Consider the following 15,060-nt stretch of genomic DNA (forward strand, 5'->3'; position numbering starts at 1 on the left):
GGCCGATCCACACGACAAGGGGGCGTTGAATGAGAAGGGGACGGGAACGTCCGGGGCCGCCGCAGGGCCTCGCCCATGAGGGGACCCAAGCGTTCCTCATAGCACCGGACGGGTTCCACCGCAGCGGGCCGCAGGGGCGCCGGAACCGGGCCAGACCCCGGCTCCGGCTCGCCGGCCGCGCGGCCGCCGCGGGCTGCGCCGGGCTGCTCCTCGGGCTCGGCGTCTCGACCGGCGTCCTGCTGCCCGAGCTGCGCGCCGTCGGATCGTTCGTCGACTTCTACTGCGGCGTCTTCGCGCTGGTCTCCCTCTCGTTGACGGTCATGGTCGGGGTGCTGGCCACCGACCAGGCGATCCTCGCCCCGGCCCGGCGCGTCCGCGCGCAGGCGGCGCACCGGGCGCTCGCCTTCCTCGCCGTCGCGACGCTCGTCCTGCACATCGCCTCGCAGATCGCCCGGCACCGGATCGGCGCGGCGCAGGCGTTCCTCCCGCTCTCCGCCGACCACCTGGCCGACTACGGCCTCGGCACCCTCGCGCTCTACCTGATGGTCGTCGCGTTCGCGGGCGGGATCGCGCGCGGCCGGTTCGCCGCCGCCCGCCGCCCCTGGACGTGGCGGGCGCTGCACCTCACCGCCTACGCCGCCTGGCCGGTCGGCGTCCTGCACGGGCTGACGTCCGGACGTCCGCCCGCGCCCTGGGTCACCGCCGGATACCTGCTCTGCCTCGCCGGGGTCGCGCTCGCCGTCGCGGCCCGCCCGGTCCTGCGGCGGCGCGCCGGGAGGACGTCGTGACGACCCTCGCGCCCCCGCGCGTCGCGGTCCGGCACATCGGCCCGCCGCGCCTCACCAAGGGCCTCGAAGGCGGCGCCCGCCTCGGCTGGGACGCCCACCGCGCCCTCCACCCGCACCCGCGCCCGCTCACGGCGGCACAGCTCATCGCGCTGTGCGAGGCGGGACGCCTGCACGGCCGGGGCGGCGCCGCGTTCCCCTTCGCGCGCAAGGTGAAGGCGACCGCCGACAGCGCCGTGCGCCGCCGCAAGCGCACGGTCGTCGTCGTCAACGGCACCGAGGGCGAACCCGGCAGCGCCAAGGACAAGGTGCTCCTCCAACGCGCCCCGCACCTCGTCCTGGACGGCGCCGCCCTCGCCGCCACCGCGCTCGGCTCCGTCGAGATCGTCGTCGCGGTCACCGACGAGGAGGCGGCCCGCTCGCTCGACGACGCGATCGCCGAACGCGGCCTCGGCGCCCGCGCCCGGACCGTCCGGCTGCCCGAGCACTTCGTCACCGGCGAGAGCGGCTCGGTGGTCCGCGGGATCAACGGCAGCCGCCCGATCCCGCCCGGACGCAAGGGCCGCGCGTCCACCAGCGGCGTCGACGGCCTGCCCACGCTCCTCTCCAACGCCGAGACCTACGCGCAGCTCGCCGTCCTCGCCGGGCTCGGCCCCCGCGCCTACGCCCGCGCCGGGACGCCCGACGAGCCGGGCACCGTCCTGCTCACCGTGACCGGCGCGGCGCGGTTCCCCGCCGTCGTCGAGACGGCGGCCGGGGCGCCGCTCGGCCACCTGCTCGACCTGTGCGGGGCCCGCGCGGGCGAGGGCGTGCTGGTCGGCGGCTACCACGGCGCCTGGCTGACCGGCGAGCGCGCGTCCCGGACCCGCGTCTCCCGCGCCGGTCTCGCCGAGTCCGGCGGCGTCCTCGGCGCCGGGATCGTCATGCCGCTCGGCCGGGGCACCTGCCCGCTCGGCGAATGCGCCCGGGTCGCCCGCTACCTCGCCGCCGAGTCCGCCGGGCAGTGCGGCCCCTGCCGGCTCGGCCTGCCCGACGTCGCCGGGGCCTTCGCCGACCTCGCCGCCGGACGCGACGCCGCCGCCGCGCGCGACACCGTCCGCCGCGCCGCGCGGATGGCCGCCGGACGCGGCGCCTGCGCCCATCCCGACGGCTCGGCCCGGTTCGTCCTGTCCGCCCTTGACGTGTTCGCGGACGACGTCGCCCGCCACATCGAGCACGGCGGCTGCGGACGTCCCGTCCGGGGCGTCCTCCCCGCCGGGACCGACGCCCGGCTGAGCCTGGAGGTCGACTGGAGCCGCTGCGACGGCCACGGCCTGTGCGCGGACATCCTGCGCGGCACCGTCCGGATGGACGAACACGACTACCCGGTGATCCCGTCCGAGCCGATCCCCGACCGCCTGGAAGCGGACGCGCGCCGCGCCGTGGCGATGTGCCCGGGCTTAGCCCTGCGCCTCGTCCCACGCGTCCGCTGAAACCACCCGCGGCGCCGAGGCCGTCGTCGCTCTAGGGCCTGTCGTTCACCAGCAGGTCGATGACGCCGGTCAGGTCCTCTTCGCCGCTGCCCTCGGCCAGGCGGCGGCGCATCAGTTCGAAATAGGGGCTGAGCAGTTCGGGGCTCACCCCCTGCTGCTCGGCGGTGCTCAAGAAAGTGGGCGTACCGGCCACCTGCATGGCCAGGTTCGAGACGACGCCCTTGGTGTAGTCGCCGCTCCGCAGTTGTCCGGCGGTCCGGTGAAGCGCCGGAGCCATCGCGACGAGCCAGTCGGTGAGAAGCGGTGCGAACGCCGTGGGGTCGATGTCCTCCGTGCGGATCAGGGCGAAAGCGTGTGCGGCGCCGGCGAACATCCCGTACATGGCGCTGAGCAGGGCCACGTCGTGGAGGGCCGCGAAGCCCGCGTCCTCGCCGACGTAGTTGGTGCCGGTCGGGACGCCCAACGTCCCGCGATGCCGCTCGAACAGCTCCCGGGACCCGCTGTAGAAGACGTAACCGCCCGCCTCCGGAACGCCGATCATCGGGGGGACGGCCATGATCCCGCCGTCCAGGTAGCGGGCGCCGCGCTCGCGGGCCCAGTCGGCTCGGGCGCGGGCCTGGGCGGGCGTACCGGTGGTCAGGTTGACGAGGTCCTTGCCGCCCAGATCGGTACCCTCCAACACTTCGGCGACCGAATCGTCGTCCAGGAGGCAGACGACGATCAGGGTGCCCGCCTCGACCGCCTCAGCGGCGGTGCTGGCGACCTTCGCCCCTTCGGAGGCGAGTGCCTCAGCACGGGCGGGGCTGCGGTTCCAAACGGTGAGCGGGTACTCGGCGGCTAGCCAGGCGCGGGCCAGCGCGGTGCCCATCGCGCCGAGCCCCAGCAAAGTGACGGACGTCTTCTCAGCGGTGTTCTGTGCCATGCCGATTAGGCTGGTCAAAGCTCCGGAGGCGATCAAGTACGCACTTCGTGGTGGGTACTTACCCCGGGGTGAGCGAGCACGTCGGAAGGGCGAGGCATGACGACGTCGAACCGGCCGGCCACCCGGGGCGGGCACGTCTGCGGGATCGACACCGCGATGGAGGTGATCGGCGGCAAGTGGAAGGTGCTCATCCTCTGGGCGCTCCACGAGCACCCCTACCGCCGCTTCGGCGAGCTGCGTCGGCTGGTCCCCGGGATCACCGAGAAGGTGCTGGCCTCTCACCTGCGCGAGCTCGAATCGGACGGCGTGGTGCGCCGCGTCTCCTACGCCGAGGTGCCGCCCCGCGTCGAGTACTCGCTGACCGAGGACGGCAAACGCCTCAACGCCGCGCTGAAGCCGCTCGCCGCCTGGGGCCGCGCCCGGACGTAGAGCCCGACCCGGGCTGGATTTTCACTGGTTCGTTCTTCGAAGTGAATTTTTGGCTGATTGACAGCACTCGCATACTCGATTACTTTCCCGGTAAAACGATCATGGTTCGATTTCCATTGACCGGACCGTCAATTCCGTGGAGGGGAACCGTATGCGCAAGGGGATCGCACTTTCCGCCGCGGCCGCCGCCGCGTTCGCCTTGACCGCCGCTCCGGTCGCGTCCGCTTCGGCCTCCGCCCAGCCCACCGCCGAAGGGCCCGACGACGCCATTGTCGAGATCACGACCGCGAACGGCTCCGGATGCACGACCGCCACGACCGGCGCGGCCTTCAAGTGGGGCAACGAGGCTTTCACCATCGACTACCGCGACTACACGGCCCAGGTGGGCGGCTCCTCGAAGCCCGCCGACGCTCGCAAGAACTGCGCGCTGGCCGTGAAGGTGACCACCCGCCACAACCTGACCTACGCCGTCTCGCGGGTGGACTACCGCCTGACCCCCGCCCTGCAGTCCGGCGCGAAGGCCACCTTGAAGGCCGAACACAATTTCCTGGGCTCCGATCGGAGCGACCTCAAAACGTTCAGCATGTCCGGCCCCTTGAACGACCTTTACCAGATCACCGAGACTGTGCCCGCGGACGAACTCGTGTGGAAGATATGCGAGGACACGCGGTCCATCGGCGTCAACACCGAACTGCGAGTCGCCCCGGGAACCTCGGACCTGTCGAAGGTCAGCTCCGTCTCCATGAACTCCGCCGACGGCACCTTCCAAACGACCTACCACCTGGTCTGGAAGGAATGCCCCTGACCCGCGTCAAGGCGTGGACGGCCCTGCCTGCCGTCAGCGCGGGCGGTAGGCCTCCAGGTACCGGTGGACCTTGTCGGTGTAGGGCCTGAACCTGGCGGGGACGCCGCCCGCCTTCACGATGGTCTTGGACGAACTGCGGTACGTCGCCGCCAGGTTCAGCGCGGGGTCGCCCGGGACGTCCTTGAGGTCCTTGCCCCAGTAGCAGAGGAAGCGGCCCATCGCCGGGATGGACAGTTCGGGTGTGATCTGCTCCGGCTTGGGCTCCGGGTTGTTGAGGCCGCCCGGCTGCCAGAACACGAGGACGCCCGGCGTCCAGCGGGCGATCCCGTACTCGTTCTTCGCCGGGTCGGCGAGACGCGGGTCGAACCCGCTCTCCGCCTTCAGCATCGCCGCGATCAGCGCCGGGCTGAGCCCGCGCATCTCGCACCACGTCCCGGCGCGGACGATCAGGTCCCGGTACTGGGCGGGGATGTCGGAGTCGGCGCGGAGCCAGCGGTCGTCCGCTCGGCTCTGCTCGGAGCCGCCGCCGCCGGTCAGCGCCCAGATCGCGCCCGCGGCGGCCGTCGCGGCGACCGCCGCGCCGGTCCCGGCGACCAGCGCGACGCGCCGCCTTCGCCAGGCGCGGCGTCGGGGCGGGGGAGCGTCGGGGAGCGGGTCGGTGTCGATATCGCTGGCGACCTCGGACAGAGCGGACTCGAACGCCGCCGCGGACTGCCAGCGCTTCTCCCGGTCCGGGGCGAGGGCGCGCAGCACGGCCGTCTCCACCCGGGGCGGGACGCCGGGGCGCAGTTCGGACGGGGGCCGGGCCGGGGACGCGGGAGGCTTCCCCGTCAGCAGGTGGTAGGTGAGCGCGCCGAGGCCGTACACGTCCGAGCGGCGGTCCGGCGCGCCGTCGACCTGCGTCTGCTCGGGGGCCATGTACCCGGGCGACCCGGCGGGCAGCGTGAGGCTGGACAGGTGGTCCTCGGTGCGGGCGATCCCGAGATCGGAGATCATCAGCCGCTCGGCGCCGCCCGCCGCGGACCGCAGCAGCACGTTCGACGGCTTGAGGTCGCGGTGCACCACCCCGAGCTGGTGCAGCTCCTCAACGCCCAGGATGATCTCCCGCGCGGTGCGCACCGCCTCGTTCAGCGGGAGCGGGCCGTCCGCGAGCCGCTCGGCGAGGGTGCCCCGGTCGGCGTAGGACATGACGAAGTAGGGGCGTCCGTCCGGCAGCTCGCCGATGTCGAAGACCTGCACCACCCGGTGCGAGTCGGCCCGGCGCAGCAGCCGCGCCTCCCGGACGAACCGCTCCCGCACGTCGGTGCGGAGCGTCCAGTGCTCGCCCAGGATCTTGATCGCCACGGGGGAGTCGAGCTCGGGGTCGTGCCCGAGCCACACCGAGGCGAACCCGCCCGTGCCGAGGAGGCGGTCGATCCGGTAGCGGCCGGCGGCACTCGGCATGTCCACGCCTCCCAATGATGGACGACGGACCGGGGCGGCGCATCCTCACCGCGAACGACCCGCCACGCTCCGTGGCGTCCCGGGGGCGGAATGCCCTCTCCGGGAGGGACGTTCTACGGTGAAGGCACCGGAAAATGGATCGCCTTCGCCGGGCGTTCCGGTTACGGTGCGAAGGTTTGCGGGGCGAGCGGGACCGGCGGGCCTGGAACCGCCGGACGGCCCGCCGCCCCATCGCTACCCCTAAGGACGAGTGTGAGAACGCCGCTCGCCGACCTGCGCGCGCGCCTGCCGCAGCTCATGCTGCGCGACCAGCACCGGCTGCGCCGCCGGATCGACGGAGCCCGCAAGATGAGCGACGCGGCCCGCCGCGCCGCCGTCTTCGCGGAGATCACCGCCGACGTCGAGGCCGCCGAGCGGCGGGTCGAGCGGCGGCGCGCCGCCGTGCCCGCGATCAGCTACCCAGAGCAGCTCCCGGTCTCGCAGAAGAAGGACGACATCCTCGCCGCGATCCGCGACCACCAGGTCGTGATCGTCGCGGGCGAGACCGGCTCGGGGAAGACGACCCAGATCCCGAAGATCTGCCTCGAGCTCGGACGCGGCGTGCTCGGCTCGGTCGGGCACACCCAGCCGCGGCGGCTCGCGGCCCGCACCGTCGCCGACCGGATCGCCTCCGAGCTGGGCACCGAGCTGGGCGACGCCGTCGGGTACAAGGTGCGGTTCACCGACAGGTCCAGCGACGACACGCTGGTCAAGCTGATGACCGACGGCATCCTGCTCGCCGAGATCCAGACCGACCGGCTGCTCCGCCAGTACGACACGCTGATCATCGACGAGGCGCACGAGCGCAGCCTGAACATCGACTTCCTGCTCGGCTACCTCAAGGAGATCCTGCCGCGCCGCCCCGACCTCAAGGTGATCATCACCTCGGCGACGATCGACCCGGAGCGGTTCTCCGAGCATTTCGGGGACGCGCCGATCGTCGAGGTGTCCGGGCGGACGTACCCGGTGGAGGTGCGGTACCGGCCGGTCGTGGACCCGGACGACCCGTCCGCCGACCCGGACCGCGACCCGATCCAGGCCATTCTCGACGCGGTGGACGAACTGTCCCGCGAGGGCCCGGGCGACGTGCTCGTGTTCCTTTCCGGCGAGCGCGAGATCCGCGACACGGCCGACGCGCTGGCGAAGCATTTCACCCGGCGGCGGGAGACGGCGGAGGTGCTGCCGCTCTACGCCCGCCTTTCCTCGGCTGAGCAGCACCGGGTGTTCCAGGCCCATCGCGGGCGGCGGATCGTCCTCGCGACGAATGTCGCGGAGACGTCGCTGACCGTTCCCGGCATCAAGTACGTCGTCGATCCCGGGACCGCGCGCATTTCCCGTTACAGCCACCGGCTGAAGGTCCAGCGGCTGCCGATCGAGCCGGTGTCGCAGGCGTCGGCGAACCAGCGCAAGGGACGCTGCGGCCGCGTGTCGGAGGGCGTGTGCATCCGCCTCTATTCCGAGGACGATTTCGAGTCGCGTCCCGAGTTCACCGACCCGGAGATCCTGCGGACGAACCTCGCCTCCGTCATTCTGCAGATGACCTCGCTGGGACTCGGCGACATCGCCGCTTTCCCGTTCGTCGAGCCGCCGGACCGCCGCAACGTGAAGGCCGGGGTCGACCTTCTGCATGAGCTGGGCGCGATCGACCCGGCGCAGAAGGACCCGCGCAAACGCCTCACCCCGCTCGGCCGCCGCCTCGCGCAGCTCCCCGTCGACCCGCGTCTCGGACGGATGATCCTGGAGGCCGACAAGAACGGCTGCGTCCGGGAGGTGCTCATCATCACGGCGGCGCTGTCCATCCAGGACCCGCGCGAGCGCCCGGCCGAGCACCAGCAGGCCGCCGACGAGAAGCACCGGCGGTTCGCCGACCCGACGTCCGACTTCCTGGCCTACCTGAACCTCTGGAACTACCTGCGCGAGCAGCAGCGGGAACTGTCGGGCAGCGCGTTCCGGCGGATGTGCAAGAACGAGTTCCTGCATTTCCTGCGCGTCCGCGAATGGCAGGATCTGCACGGCCAGCTCAAGCAGGTCGCGAAGTCGCTCGGCGTGACGCTCAACAACGCCGACGCCCCGCCCGACCGCGTCCACGTGGCGCTCCTGTCCGGCCTGCTGTCGCATATCGGGCTCGCTGACGCCGACAAGAAGGACGGCAAACCGCAGCGGCGCGGCCAGGAGTACCTCGGCGCACGGGGCGCGCGGTTCGCCGTGTTCCCCGGTTCGGCGCTGTTCAAGAAGCCGCCGCGCTGGGTGATGTCGGCGGAACTGGTCGAGACGTCCCGGCTGTGGGGGCGCATCAACGCCAAGATCGAACCCGACTGGATCGAGCCGCTGGCCGGGCACCTCGTCAAGCGCAATTACAGCGAGCCGCACTGGTCGAAGAAGCAGGCCGCCGTCATGGCGCACGAGAAGGTGACGCTGTACGGGGTGCCGATTGTCGCCGACCGCCGCGTGAACTACGGCGCCATCGACCCGGCGACGTCGCGGGAACTGTTCATCCGGCACGCGCTGGTCGAAGGCGACTGGGAGACGCACCACCGCTTCTTCCACGACAACCGCGCCCTGCTGGACGAGGTCGAAGAACTGGAGCACCGGGCCCGCCGCCGCGACATCCTCGTGGACGACGAGACCCTTTTCGACTTCTACGACGAGCGCATCCCCGAGGACGTCGTCTCCGGCCGCCATTTCGACGCCTGGTGGAAGAACGCCCGCCGCTCCGACCCCGACCTGCTCGGGTTCGAGAAGTCGATGCTCATCAACGAGACGGCGGGCGGCGTCAGCGAGGCCGACTACCCGGACGTGTGGAAACAGGGCGCGCTTCGGCTGCGCCTCACCTACCAGTTCGAGCCCGGCGCCGACGCCGACGGCGTGACGGTCCACGTCCCCGTCCAGGTGCTCAACCAGGTGCGGCCGGACGGCTTCGAATGGCAGGTCCCGGGCCTGCGCGGCGAACTGGTCACCGAATTGATCCGGTCGCTGCCGAAGCAGTTGCGCGTCAATTTCGTCCCGGCGCCCGACTACGCGCGCAAGGTGCTCGAAAGGGTCGCGCCGCGCAGCGAGCCGTTGCTCACCGCCCTCGAACGCGAACTCACCGCGATGACGGGCGTGCCGGTCGCGCGGGAGGCGTGGGACACGTCCCGCCTCCCCGCCCATCTGCACATCACGTTCCGCGTCGTCGACGACAAGGGACGCACCCTCGGCGAGGGCCCCGACCTCGACGAACTGAAACGCCGCCTCGCGGGCAAGGTACGCGGCACATTGTCCAAGGCCGCGTCCACCATCGAACGCTCCGGCCTCACCGAATGGACGATCGGCGAACTGCCCCGCACTTACGAGCGCAACCAGGCCGGTTACGACGTCAAGGCGTATCCGGCGCTCACCGACGAAGGCGGCAGCGTCGCCGTCCGCATGTATGAGACGGAGGCCGAGCAGGCACGCGCGATGTGGCTCGGCACCCGGCGGCTCATCCTGCTGAACGCGCCGTCCCCGGTGAAACTCATCCAGGGCCGTCTCACCAACAAGGGCAAACTCGCGCTCAGCCACAATCCGCACGGGTCGATCGCGGCGCTGTTCGACGACTGCGTCACCGCCGCCGCCGACCGGCTCATCGCGGCGGCGGGCGGCCCGGCCTGGGACGAGGACGGCTTCCGCGCCCTCTACGACCGCGTCCGCGCCGACCTGCACGACGCGACCGCCGAGGTCGTCGCGCTGGTCGAGCGCGTCCTCGCCGAGGCGCACGAGGTCGACCGCCGGTTGCGCGGGACGACGAGCCTCACGCTCGTCCCGGCGCTCACCGACATCCGCGGGCAGCTCGACGGGCTGGTCCGGCCCGGCTTCGTCACCGCGACCGGATGGGCGCGCCTGCCCGACCTGCCGCGCTACCTGCGCGCCCTGCAGGTCAGGCTCGACAAGCTCCCCGAGAACCCGGGACGCGACCGGATGCTCGCGCACCAGGTGGACGTCCTGAGGCAGGAGTACGAGCAGGCGGTGCGGCGGCTGCCCCCGGCCCGCCGCGACGACGAGCCGGTCCGGCAGGTCCGCTGGATGCTGGAGGAGCTGCGCGTCAGCCTGTTCGCGCAGCAGCTCGGGACGCGCTACCCCGTCTCGGACAAGCGCGTCCGCAAGGCGCTGGCCCAGCTCTAGCCCGCCCTCCGGGGCCATTCACGCCGGGTTGCGCGCGTACAGCTCCAGGTGCCCGCACTGGACGCACCGCCAGGCGTCGATCTGCCAGCGCGGCCTGCCGAGCCGCTTCGCGCCGCCGAAGACGCCGCGCTCCAGCGGCCCGGCGATCCAGCGCGCGTAGCCGCGCGAGTGCTCGCCGGTGTCCTCGACGAAGCCCGGCTCCATGTTCTCGCCGCCGCATTGCGTGCACGTCACCGTGATCATCTCCAGGAGATCAGTGCGGTCCAGTCATGATCGTTCATGCGGTACTACTTGATCACATGGGTCTGCGGGAGTTCTATCCACCGGTCGAGCCGTACGATTCCGGGCTGCTCGACGTCGGCGACGGCAACGAGATCTACTGGGAGACGTGCGGGAACCCTGGCGGCAAGCCCGCCGTGTTCCTGCACGGCGGCCCCGGCGGCGGGGTGCTGCCGGACAACCGGCGCTTCTTCGACCCGGCCGCGTACCGGATCGTCCTGTTCGACCAGCGGGGATGCGGCCGGAGCCGGCCGCACGCCGGGGACCCTGACGTCTCGCTGGAGCACAACACGACGCCGCACCTGGTGGCCGACATCGAGCGGCTGCGCGAGCACCTGTCCGTCGACCGATGGCTCGTGTTCGGCGGAAGCTGGGGGAGCACCCTCGCCCTCTCCTACGCGCAGGCGCACCCCGGCCGCGTCACGGAACTGGTCCTGCGCGGCATCTACCTGGTCCGCCCGCCGGACGTGGAGTGGGCCTTCGCCCCGACCGGCCTGGCGCACCTCTTCCCGGCCGAATGGGAGGCGTTCAGCGGCGCGGTCCCCGCCGCCGAGCGGGACGACCTGCTCGCCGCCTACGGCCGCCGCATCAACGACCCGGACCCGGCGGTGCGCGTCCCCGCCGCCCGCGCGTTCATGGACTGGGAGCTCGCGGCGAACACGCTGCTGCCCGTCCCGCCGCCGGACCTGGACGACGCCACCGTGCTCGCGTTCACCCGCATCCTGCACCACTACATCGCCAACGGCGGGTTCCTGCCCGAGGGCGGACTGCTCGCGGGCGTCGACCGCATCCGGTCGGTCCCCGCCGTCGTCGTCAACGGCCGCTACGACATGAAGACACCGCCCGACCAGGCGTGGGACCTGCACCGCGCCTGGCCCGAGGCGGAGTTCCACGTCGTCGAGGACGCGGGCCACGGCGGCTCCGAACCGGGGACCCGCGACCTCCTCATCGCCGCGACCGACCGGTTCCGCGACCGGTGACCTCGCGCGGGGCCCCGCGCGGCGGGGCCTCCCGGCTTTCGGTGGTCCCCGGTGCCCGCTCCGCCACGGCATGACCGTCCCCACATGTCCCTCACAACTCACTGCGACATCGAGGAACAGTGCGTATGGTTCATTCCATGCCTAACAGCGAAGAGCGCGACAATAGCGGCCGGGAGGCGGCCGTGGCTCCCCAGAGCGCGGTCGCCGAAGGCGCGGGGGACGGTGCCGAGGACACGGCGGACGGGCCTGCGGGCCCCGCTCCCGCCGGGCCCGCGGAGTCGGGTGAGACGGCGGTCGCCCGGCTCGGGGAGCCGGTGACGGTGTGGCCGTGCGCCAACTGCGGACGTCCCGTCCCGCAGCCGGTGGGCGCCGTCCGGACCGTCCGGTACTGCCAGGACAACGACGGCGCGTGCGCCCGCGAGGCGCGCGAGCGCCGCGAGCGCGGCCGGGACGCGCCGGGCCTCACCGGCCAGGTCGCCTCGACGTGGGAGATGGTGGAGCGGCTGGAGAAGGCCGCCGACCTGCTCGCCGACTCGCTCACCTCCGAGCTGAGCGTCGCCGGGGTGGAGCGGCGCGTCGCCGAGGTGCGGGCCGAGGCCGCCCGCGAGCTGGCCATCGCGCAGAGCGAGCGGGACGCCTCGCAGCGCAAGGCGGAGGAGGCGTGGCAGGAGGCGTCGTCCGCCCGGCAGCGCGCCGAGACCGCCGAGCGGGAGTCGTCGCGCGCCCGCGAGGAGGCGAAGCTCGCGACCGCCAAGCGCGACGCCGCCCAGCAGGCGTGGGAGGAGGCGCACCAGGTCGCGCAGCAGTCGATGACGGCGAAGCTCGCCGCCGAGAGCGAGCGCGACCGCATCGCCGCCCGCGAGACCGAGCTGCTCGCCGCGCTGGAGAGCACCCGCGCCGAGCTCGTCGCCGCGCGCTCCAAGCTCGCCGAGGCGGAGGGCGCCGCCGAGGCGCAGCGGGTCGAGGCCGCGGTCGCCAAGCAGGGCGCCGAGGACCTGCGCAACGCCATGCGCGACACCGAGGCGCAGCGGCAGCGCGCGATGCAGGCCACCAGCAAGGCCGAGGCGGAGCGGACCGCCGCGCTGCGCGCCCAGTCGGAGGCGGAGGCCGAGGTCGTCCGCGCCAACGCCCGGGTGGAGGAGGCCGTCAAGGAGCGCGACGCCGCGCACGCCCAGGCCAAGGCCGCGATCGCCGAGCGCGACGAGCTCACCGCGAAGGTCAACGACCAGGGCGTGCAGCTCCGGCAGCTGTCGCAGTCGGTCGCCGAGCAGCAGGCGGCGCTCACCGCTCTCGCCGAGGAGCGCGACGCCGCCCGCGCCGAGGCCGACCGCGCCCGCCGCCAGATCGACCAGTTCACGCACCACACGCTGTCGTCGAACTTCCCGCCCGGCGGCCGGATGCCCGGCGGCGGCCCGGCGGCCCCGCCGTCCGCGCACCAGCAGCCGTCCGTCCCGCCCGGCCCGCCGCCGATCGGCGGCCCGGCCCCGGCCGGTCCGGGCGGCCCGGTCCCGGCCGGAGCGCAGCCCGGCGCACCGAACGCCCAGCCCGGCGCACCCGTTCCGGCGGGCGCGCAAGGGGCCCCGCTCGGCGCGCCCGCCGACGGCCCGCTCGGCTCCGGCGGCCACCCGCAGCCCGGCGTCCCGCCGCGCCGCGGCCGCCCGCTGAACGGCGCGGACCGGGAGGACCCGCTGTTCACCGGCCCCTGACCGGTGCACGCCCCCGCTAGCGGTAGGTCACCAGGACGAACATCGCCACCACCGTCACGACCGTGACCATCGCGCTCTGGCCGCGCTCGCGCGCGACCGCCTGCCGCAGCTCGCTCAGCCGCTGGCGGCGCGACCGCGTGTCGGTCACCGCGCGGCGGGCGCGCCCCCAGTGCACGCCCGTAGAGATCGCCAGGACCACGAGCCCCAGGACCAGTAACCCTTCTCCGCTCATCAGACCCGCCTCCGTTGCCGCGGAAGCTCGATTCAACAGCGGAACCGGACGTCCGCACCACGTCCGGCGACACATTCTCCGAAAACCACGCGGGCCCGGCCGACATCGACCGGGCCCGGCTCAGCTCCCGAACCGCTCGGGGTCGATCTCGATCCAGATCTGCTCGGCGCGGCCGAGGAGCCGTCCGTCCGCGCCGTAGAGGGCGGTCGCCGCGTGCATCTTGCGGCCCTCGCGGCTGCGCGCGTAACCCATCACGACGCACCGCTCACCGGCGTCCGGCACGTCCATGACCTGCGCGGTCATCGTGCCGAGCACGGCCGGACGGCCCCGCACGTCAAACGACCAGCCGCCGGGGCAGTCGAGCGCCGCCCACACGAGCTCGCGTCCCGGCACCTGCTCGGGCGTCCACGGCGCGGCGACCGTGCCCTCGGCGACCGGGCCCGGTTCGAGCCGCAGCCCGTCGCCCGCCTCCCGCTCCGGACCGCAGACGAAGCAGCGCGGGAACGGGTGCTCGCCCGCCGCCCGGTACTTCTCCGCCGCGGCCAGCGCGTCCTCGAACGGGACCGGCGGGACGGGCGGCACCACGATCGCGCCCGCGAGCGCCTCGGCGACCAGCACGTCGCCGTCCCAGAGCCGGACGGCGTTCCCGCGCTCGTCCGCCGCCGTGACGGTCAGCTCGGTGTCCAGCGGCGGCGGCCGCCGCAGCGTCACCGTCACCGTGTCGACCGGCACCCGCCCGGCGAGCCGCCCGGCCACGTAGCCGCCGTTCCCCGAATCGTCCGGCCCGTGGAACCGCTTGTCGATGATCACTCGCGTCCCCCCGCACTCACCCGCACCACACAAAAGCGGCACCGATCATAATGCGCGCCACCGACACCCACCGCCCCCACCTGCCCAAGTACTGACCCACCCTTGAAACGCTCCACAGCGGCGGCACGGGTCGTGCGGCCAGAGGCGCCCCGCGCCGGAGGCCGCACGACCCGCCGACGCAGGCGACCGCAGCGACGCCAGGCTCGCCCCCGCGGGCACGACAGACCGATGGGCGGCGTGAGGATCGCCTGCGTCGTGACGGGGTTCCAGGGGGCGCCCCCTGGGTCTACACAGCGACCGCAGCGACGCCGCTCGCGTCCGTGCGGGCACGACAGACCGATGGGCGGCGTGAGGATCGCCTGCGTCGTGACGGGGGTTCCAGGGGGTCGCCCCCCTGGGTCTACACGGCCCTGGAGGGTTGGGGGCGGCCGGGGCGGGTGGTGAAGAAGACGGAGAAGGAGCCTTGGAGGCGGGCGCGGGCGGTGGTCTCGTCCACGGGGCCCTCGGCGGGGACGGGGGTCACGTCCAGGGCGCGGTCGATGAGGACGTCGACGTTGCGGTCGGCGACGAGGACGGAGCACGTGTCGCACGCGTACCACGGGTAGAGCATGTTGAGGACGGCGACCGCCGTGTCGTCGTCCGACAGGTGTGTCGTGTCGAGCTCGACCTCGAACATGTCGGTGTCGTCGGGGTCGAGCGTCGGGTAGTAGAGCCAGCTCGGGCCCTCGGCGCCGCAGAAGTCGCAGCACTGGTCCTGCTGGGCGGGTTCGCCGACGGCGAGTTCGAGTTCGTGGTCCCAGGGTTCCACCCGCCGGTTGTGGCGGTACCCGACGCCGTCGAGGGAGCCCTCGCGGTTGTGCGTGACGTCGTGTACTTCGCCCCCGCAGCGGGCGCACATGAAGCCGATGTCCTCCATGTCCCCCTCCCCTGATCGCTGAGGCACCGGAACTCACAGTATCCGGCCGGGGCCCCGACGCGTACCGGCGGCGCGATCTCGGCTAAATTGAAGATCCATTCT

General features: G+C 73.0%; 13 protein-coding genes. 7 read left to right on the plus strand and 6 right to left on the minus strand.

The genetic code is table 11. The annotated features are described in order from the left end of the window. The first annotated feature begins 29 nt into the window (after window positions 1-29). Window positions 30-788 (plus strand): hypothetical protein, encoded by a 759-nt coding sequence (locus ACH01S_RS15910; RefSeq protein WP_083980741.1) that lies wholly within the window; start codon window positions 30-32, stop codon window positions 786-788. Next, window positions 785-2,257: an NADH-quinone oxidoreductase subunit NuoF family protein gene (locus ACH01S_RS15915; protein WP_067891736.1), complete on the plus strand. Its 1,473-nt coding sequence runs from the start codon at window positions 785-787 to the stop codon at window positions 2,255-2,257. Before ACH01S_RS15910 ends, ACH01S_RS15915 begins: the two co-directional genes overlap by 4 nt. A gap of 31 nt (window positions 2,258-2,288) precedes the next feature. On the opposite strand, the gene ACH01S_RS15920 is transcribed toward ACH01S_RS15915, so the two are convergent. After that, window positions 2,289-3,179 carry an NAD(P)-dependent oxidoreductase gene (locus ACH01S_RS15920; RefSeq protein WP_067891978.1) on the minus strand — a complete coding sequence of 297 codons (891 nt, stop codon included), beginning with the start codon at window positions 3,177-3,179 and terminating at the stop codon, window positions 2,289-2,291. 96 nt (window positions 3,180-3,275) lie between these two features. Between ACH01S_RS15920 and ACH01S_RS15925 the strand changes: the two genes are divergently transcribed. Together ACH01S_RS15925 and ACH01S_RS15930 are read left to right on the plus strand one after the other, a co-directional pair. Then, a complete protein-coding gene (locus tag ACH01S_RS15925) occupies window positions 3,276-3,608 on the plus strand; it encodes a winged helix-turn-helix transcriptional regulator (RefSeq protein WP_067891738.1) in 333 nt (110 codons plus the stop codon). Window positions 3,609-3,759: 151 nt separating this feature from the next. Further along, window positions 3,760-4,413 (plus strand): DUF4360 domain-containing protein, encoded by a 654-nt coding sequence (locus tag ACH01S_RS15930; protein ID WP_067891741.1) that lies wholly within the window; start codon window positions 3,760-3,762, stop codon window positions 4,411-4,413. Between the two features lie 33 nt (window positions 4,414-4,446). On the opposite strand, the gene ACH01S_RS15935 is transcribed toward ACH01S_RS15930, so the two are convergent. Then, entirely contained in the window at window positions 4,447-5,856 is a 1,410-nt protein-coding gene (locus ACH01S_RS15935) for a serine/threonine-protein kinase (protein ID WP_067891744.1), read from the minus strand. Window positions 5,857-6,108: 252 nt separating this feature from the next. On the opposite strand from ACH01S_RS15935, the gene hrpA reads away from it, so the two are divergent. After that, complete coding sequence (hrpA, locus tag ACH01S_RS15940; RefSeq protein ID WP_218010279.1) at window positions 6,109-10,035, plus strand: ATP-dependent RNA helicase HrpA; 3,927 nt, start codon at window positions 6,109-6,111, stop codon at window positions 10,033-10,035. An 18-nt stretch (window positions 10,036-10,053) separates the two neighbouring features. Here hrpA and ACH01S_RS15945 read toward each other — a convergent pair whose 3' ends face one another. Then, on the minus strand, window positions 10,054-10,278 hold the full coding sequence (locus ACH01S_RS15945; protein ID WP_067891747.1) for a hypothetical protein: 225 nt from the start codon (window positions 10,276-10,278) through the stop codon (window positions 10,054-10,056). A 56-nt stretch (window positions 10,279-10,334) separates the two neighbouring features. On the opposite strand from ACH01S_RS15945, the gene pip reads away from it, so the two are divergent. Together pip and ACH01S_RS15955 are read left to right on the plus strand one after the other, a co-directional pair. Beyond that, complete coding sequence (gene pip, locus ACH01S_RS15950) at window positions 10,335-11,294, plus strand: prolyl aminopeptidase (RefSeq protein WP_067891750.1); 960 nt, start codon at window positions 10,335-10,337, stop codon at window positions 11,292-11,294. A gap of 137 nt (window positions 11,295-11,431) precedes the next feature. Beyond that, a complete protein-coding gene (locus ACH01S_RS15955) occupies window positions 11,432-13,000 on the plus strand; it encodes a coiled-coil domain-containing protein (RefSeq protein ID WP_067891753.1) in 1,569 nt (522 codons plus the stop codon). Window positions 13,001-13,016: 16 nt separating this feature from the next. Here the strand turns inward: ACH01S_RS15955 and ACH01S_RS15960 are convergent, their stop codons facing one another. The 3 genes from ACH01S_RS15960 to ACH01S_RS15970 all read right to left on the minus strand — a co-directional run bounded on the left by ACH01S_RS15960 (window position 13,017) and on the right by ACH01S_RS15970 (window position 14,958). Continuing rightward, window positions 13,017-13,232, minus strand: coding sequence for a hypothetical protein (locus ACH01S_RS15960; RefSeq protein ID WP_148344803.1), 216 nt, complete (start codon window positions 13,230-13,232; stop codon window positions 13,017-13,019). 120 nt (window positions 13,233-13,352) lie between these two features. After that, on the minus strand, window positions 13,353-14,042 hold the full coding sequence (locus ACH01S_RS15965) for a hypothetical protein (RefSeq protein ID WP_083980743.1): 690 nt from the start codon (window positions 14,040-14,042) through the stop codon (window positions 13,353-13,355). A gap of 400 nt (window positions 14,043-14,442) precedes the next feature. Next, complete coding sequence (locus tag ACH01S_RS15970; protein ID WP_067891762.1) at window positions 14,443-14,958, minus strand: hypothetical protein; 516 nt, start codon at window positions 14,956-14,958, stop codon at window positions 14,443-14,445. Window positions 14,959-15,060 lie beyond the last annotated feature (102 nt).

This window comes from Actinomadura chibensis NBRC 106107 (assembly GCF_001552135.1).
GTDB classification, from domain to species: domain Bacteria; phylum Actinomycetota; class Actinomycetes; order Streptosporangiales; family Streptosporangiaceae; genus Spirillospora; species Spirillospora chibensis.

What these genes read in the sequence shown, in the direction of transcription:
- ACH01S_RS15910 (WP_083980741.1), top strand. Translation starts at nt 30, where the DNA reads ATGAGAAGGGGACGGGAACGTCCGGGGCCGCCGCAGGGCCTCGCCCAT.
- ACH01S_RS15920 (WP_067891978.1), bottom strand. Translation starts at nt 3,179, where the DNA reads ATGGCACAGAACACCGCTGAGAAGACGTCCGTCACTTTGCTGGGGCTC.
- ACH01S_RS15925 (WP_067891738.1), top strand. Translation starts at nt 3,276, where the DNA reads ATGACGACGTCGAACCGGCCGGCCACCCGGGGCGGGCACGTCTGCGGG.
- ACH01S_RS15930 (WP_067891741.1), top strand. Translation starts at nt 3,760, where the DNA reads ATGCGCAAGGGGATCGCACTTTCCGCCGCGGCCGCCGCCGCGTTCGCC.
- ACH01S_RS15935 (WP_067891744.1), bottom strand. Translation starts at nt 5,856, where the DNA reads ATGCCGAGTGCCGCCGGCCGCTACCGGATCGACCGCCTCCTCGGCACG.
- ACH01S_RS15945 (WP_067891747.1), bottom strand. Translation starts at nt 10,278, where the DNA reads ATGATCACGGTGACGTGCACGCAATGCGGCGGCGAGAACATGGAGCCG.
- pip (WP_067891750.1), top strand. Translation starts at nt 10,335, where the DNA reads ATGGGTCTGCGGGAGTTCTATCCACCGGTCGAGCCGTACGATTCCGGG.
- ACH01S_RS15955 (WP_067891753.1), top strand. Translation starts at nt 11,432, where the DNA reads ATGCCTAACAGCGAAGAGCGCGACAATAGCGGCCGGGAGGCGGCCGTG.
- ACH01S_RS15960 (WP_148344803.1), bottom strand. Translation starts at nt 13,232, where the DNA reads ATGAGCGGAGAAGGGTTACTGGTCCTGGGGCTCGTGGTCCTGGCGATC.
- ACH01S_RS15970 (WP_067891762.1), bottom strand. Translation starts at nt 14,958, where the DNA reads ATGGAGGACATCGGCTTCATGTGCGCCCGCTGCGGGGGCGAAGTACAC.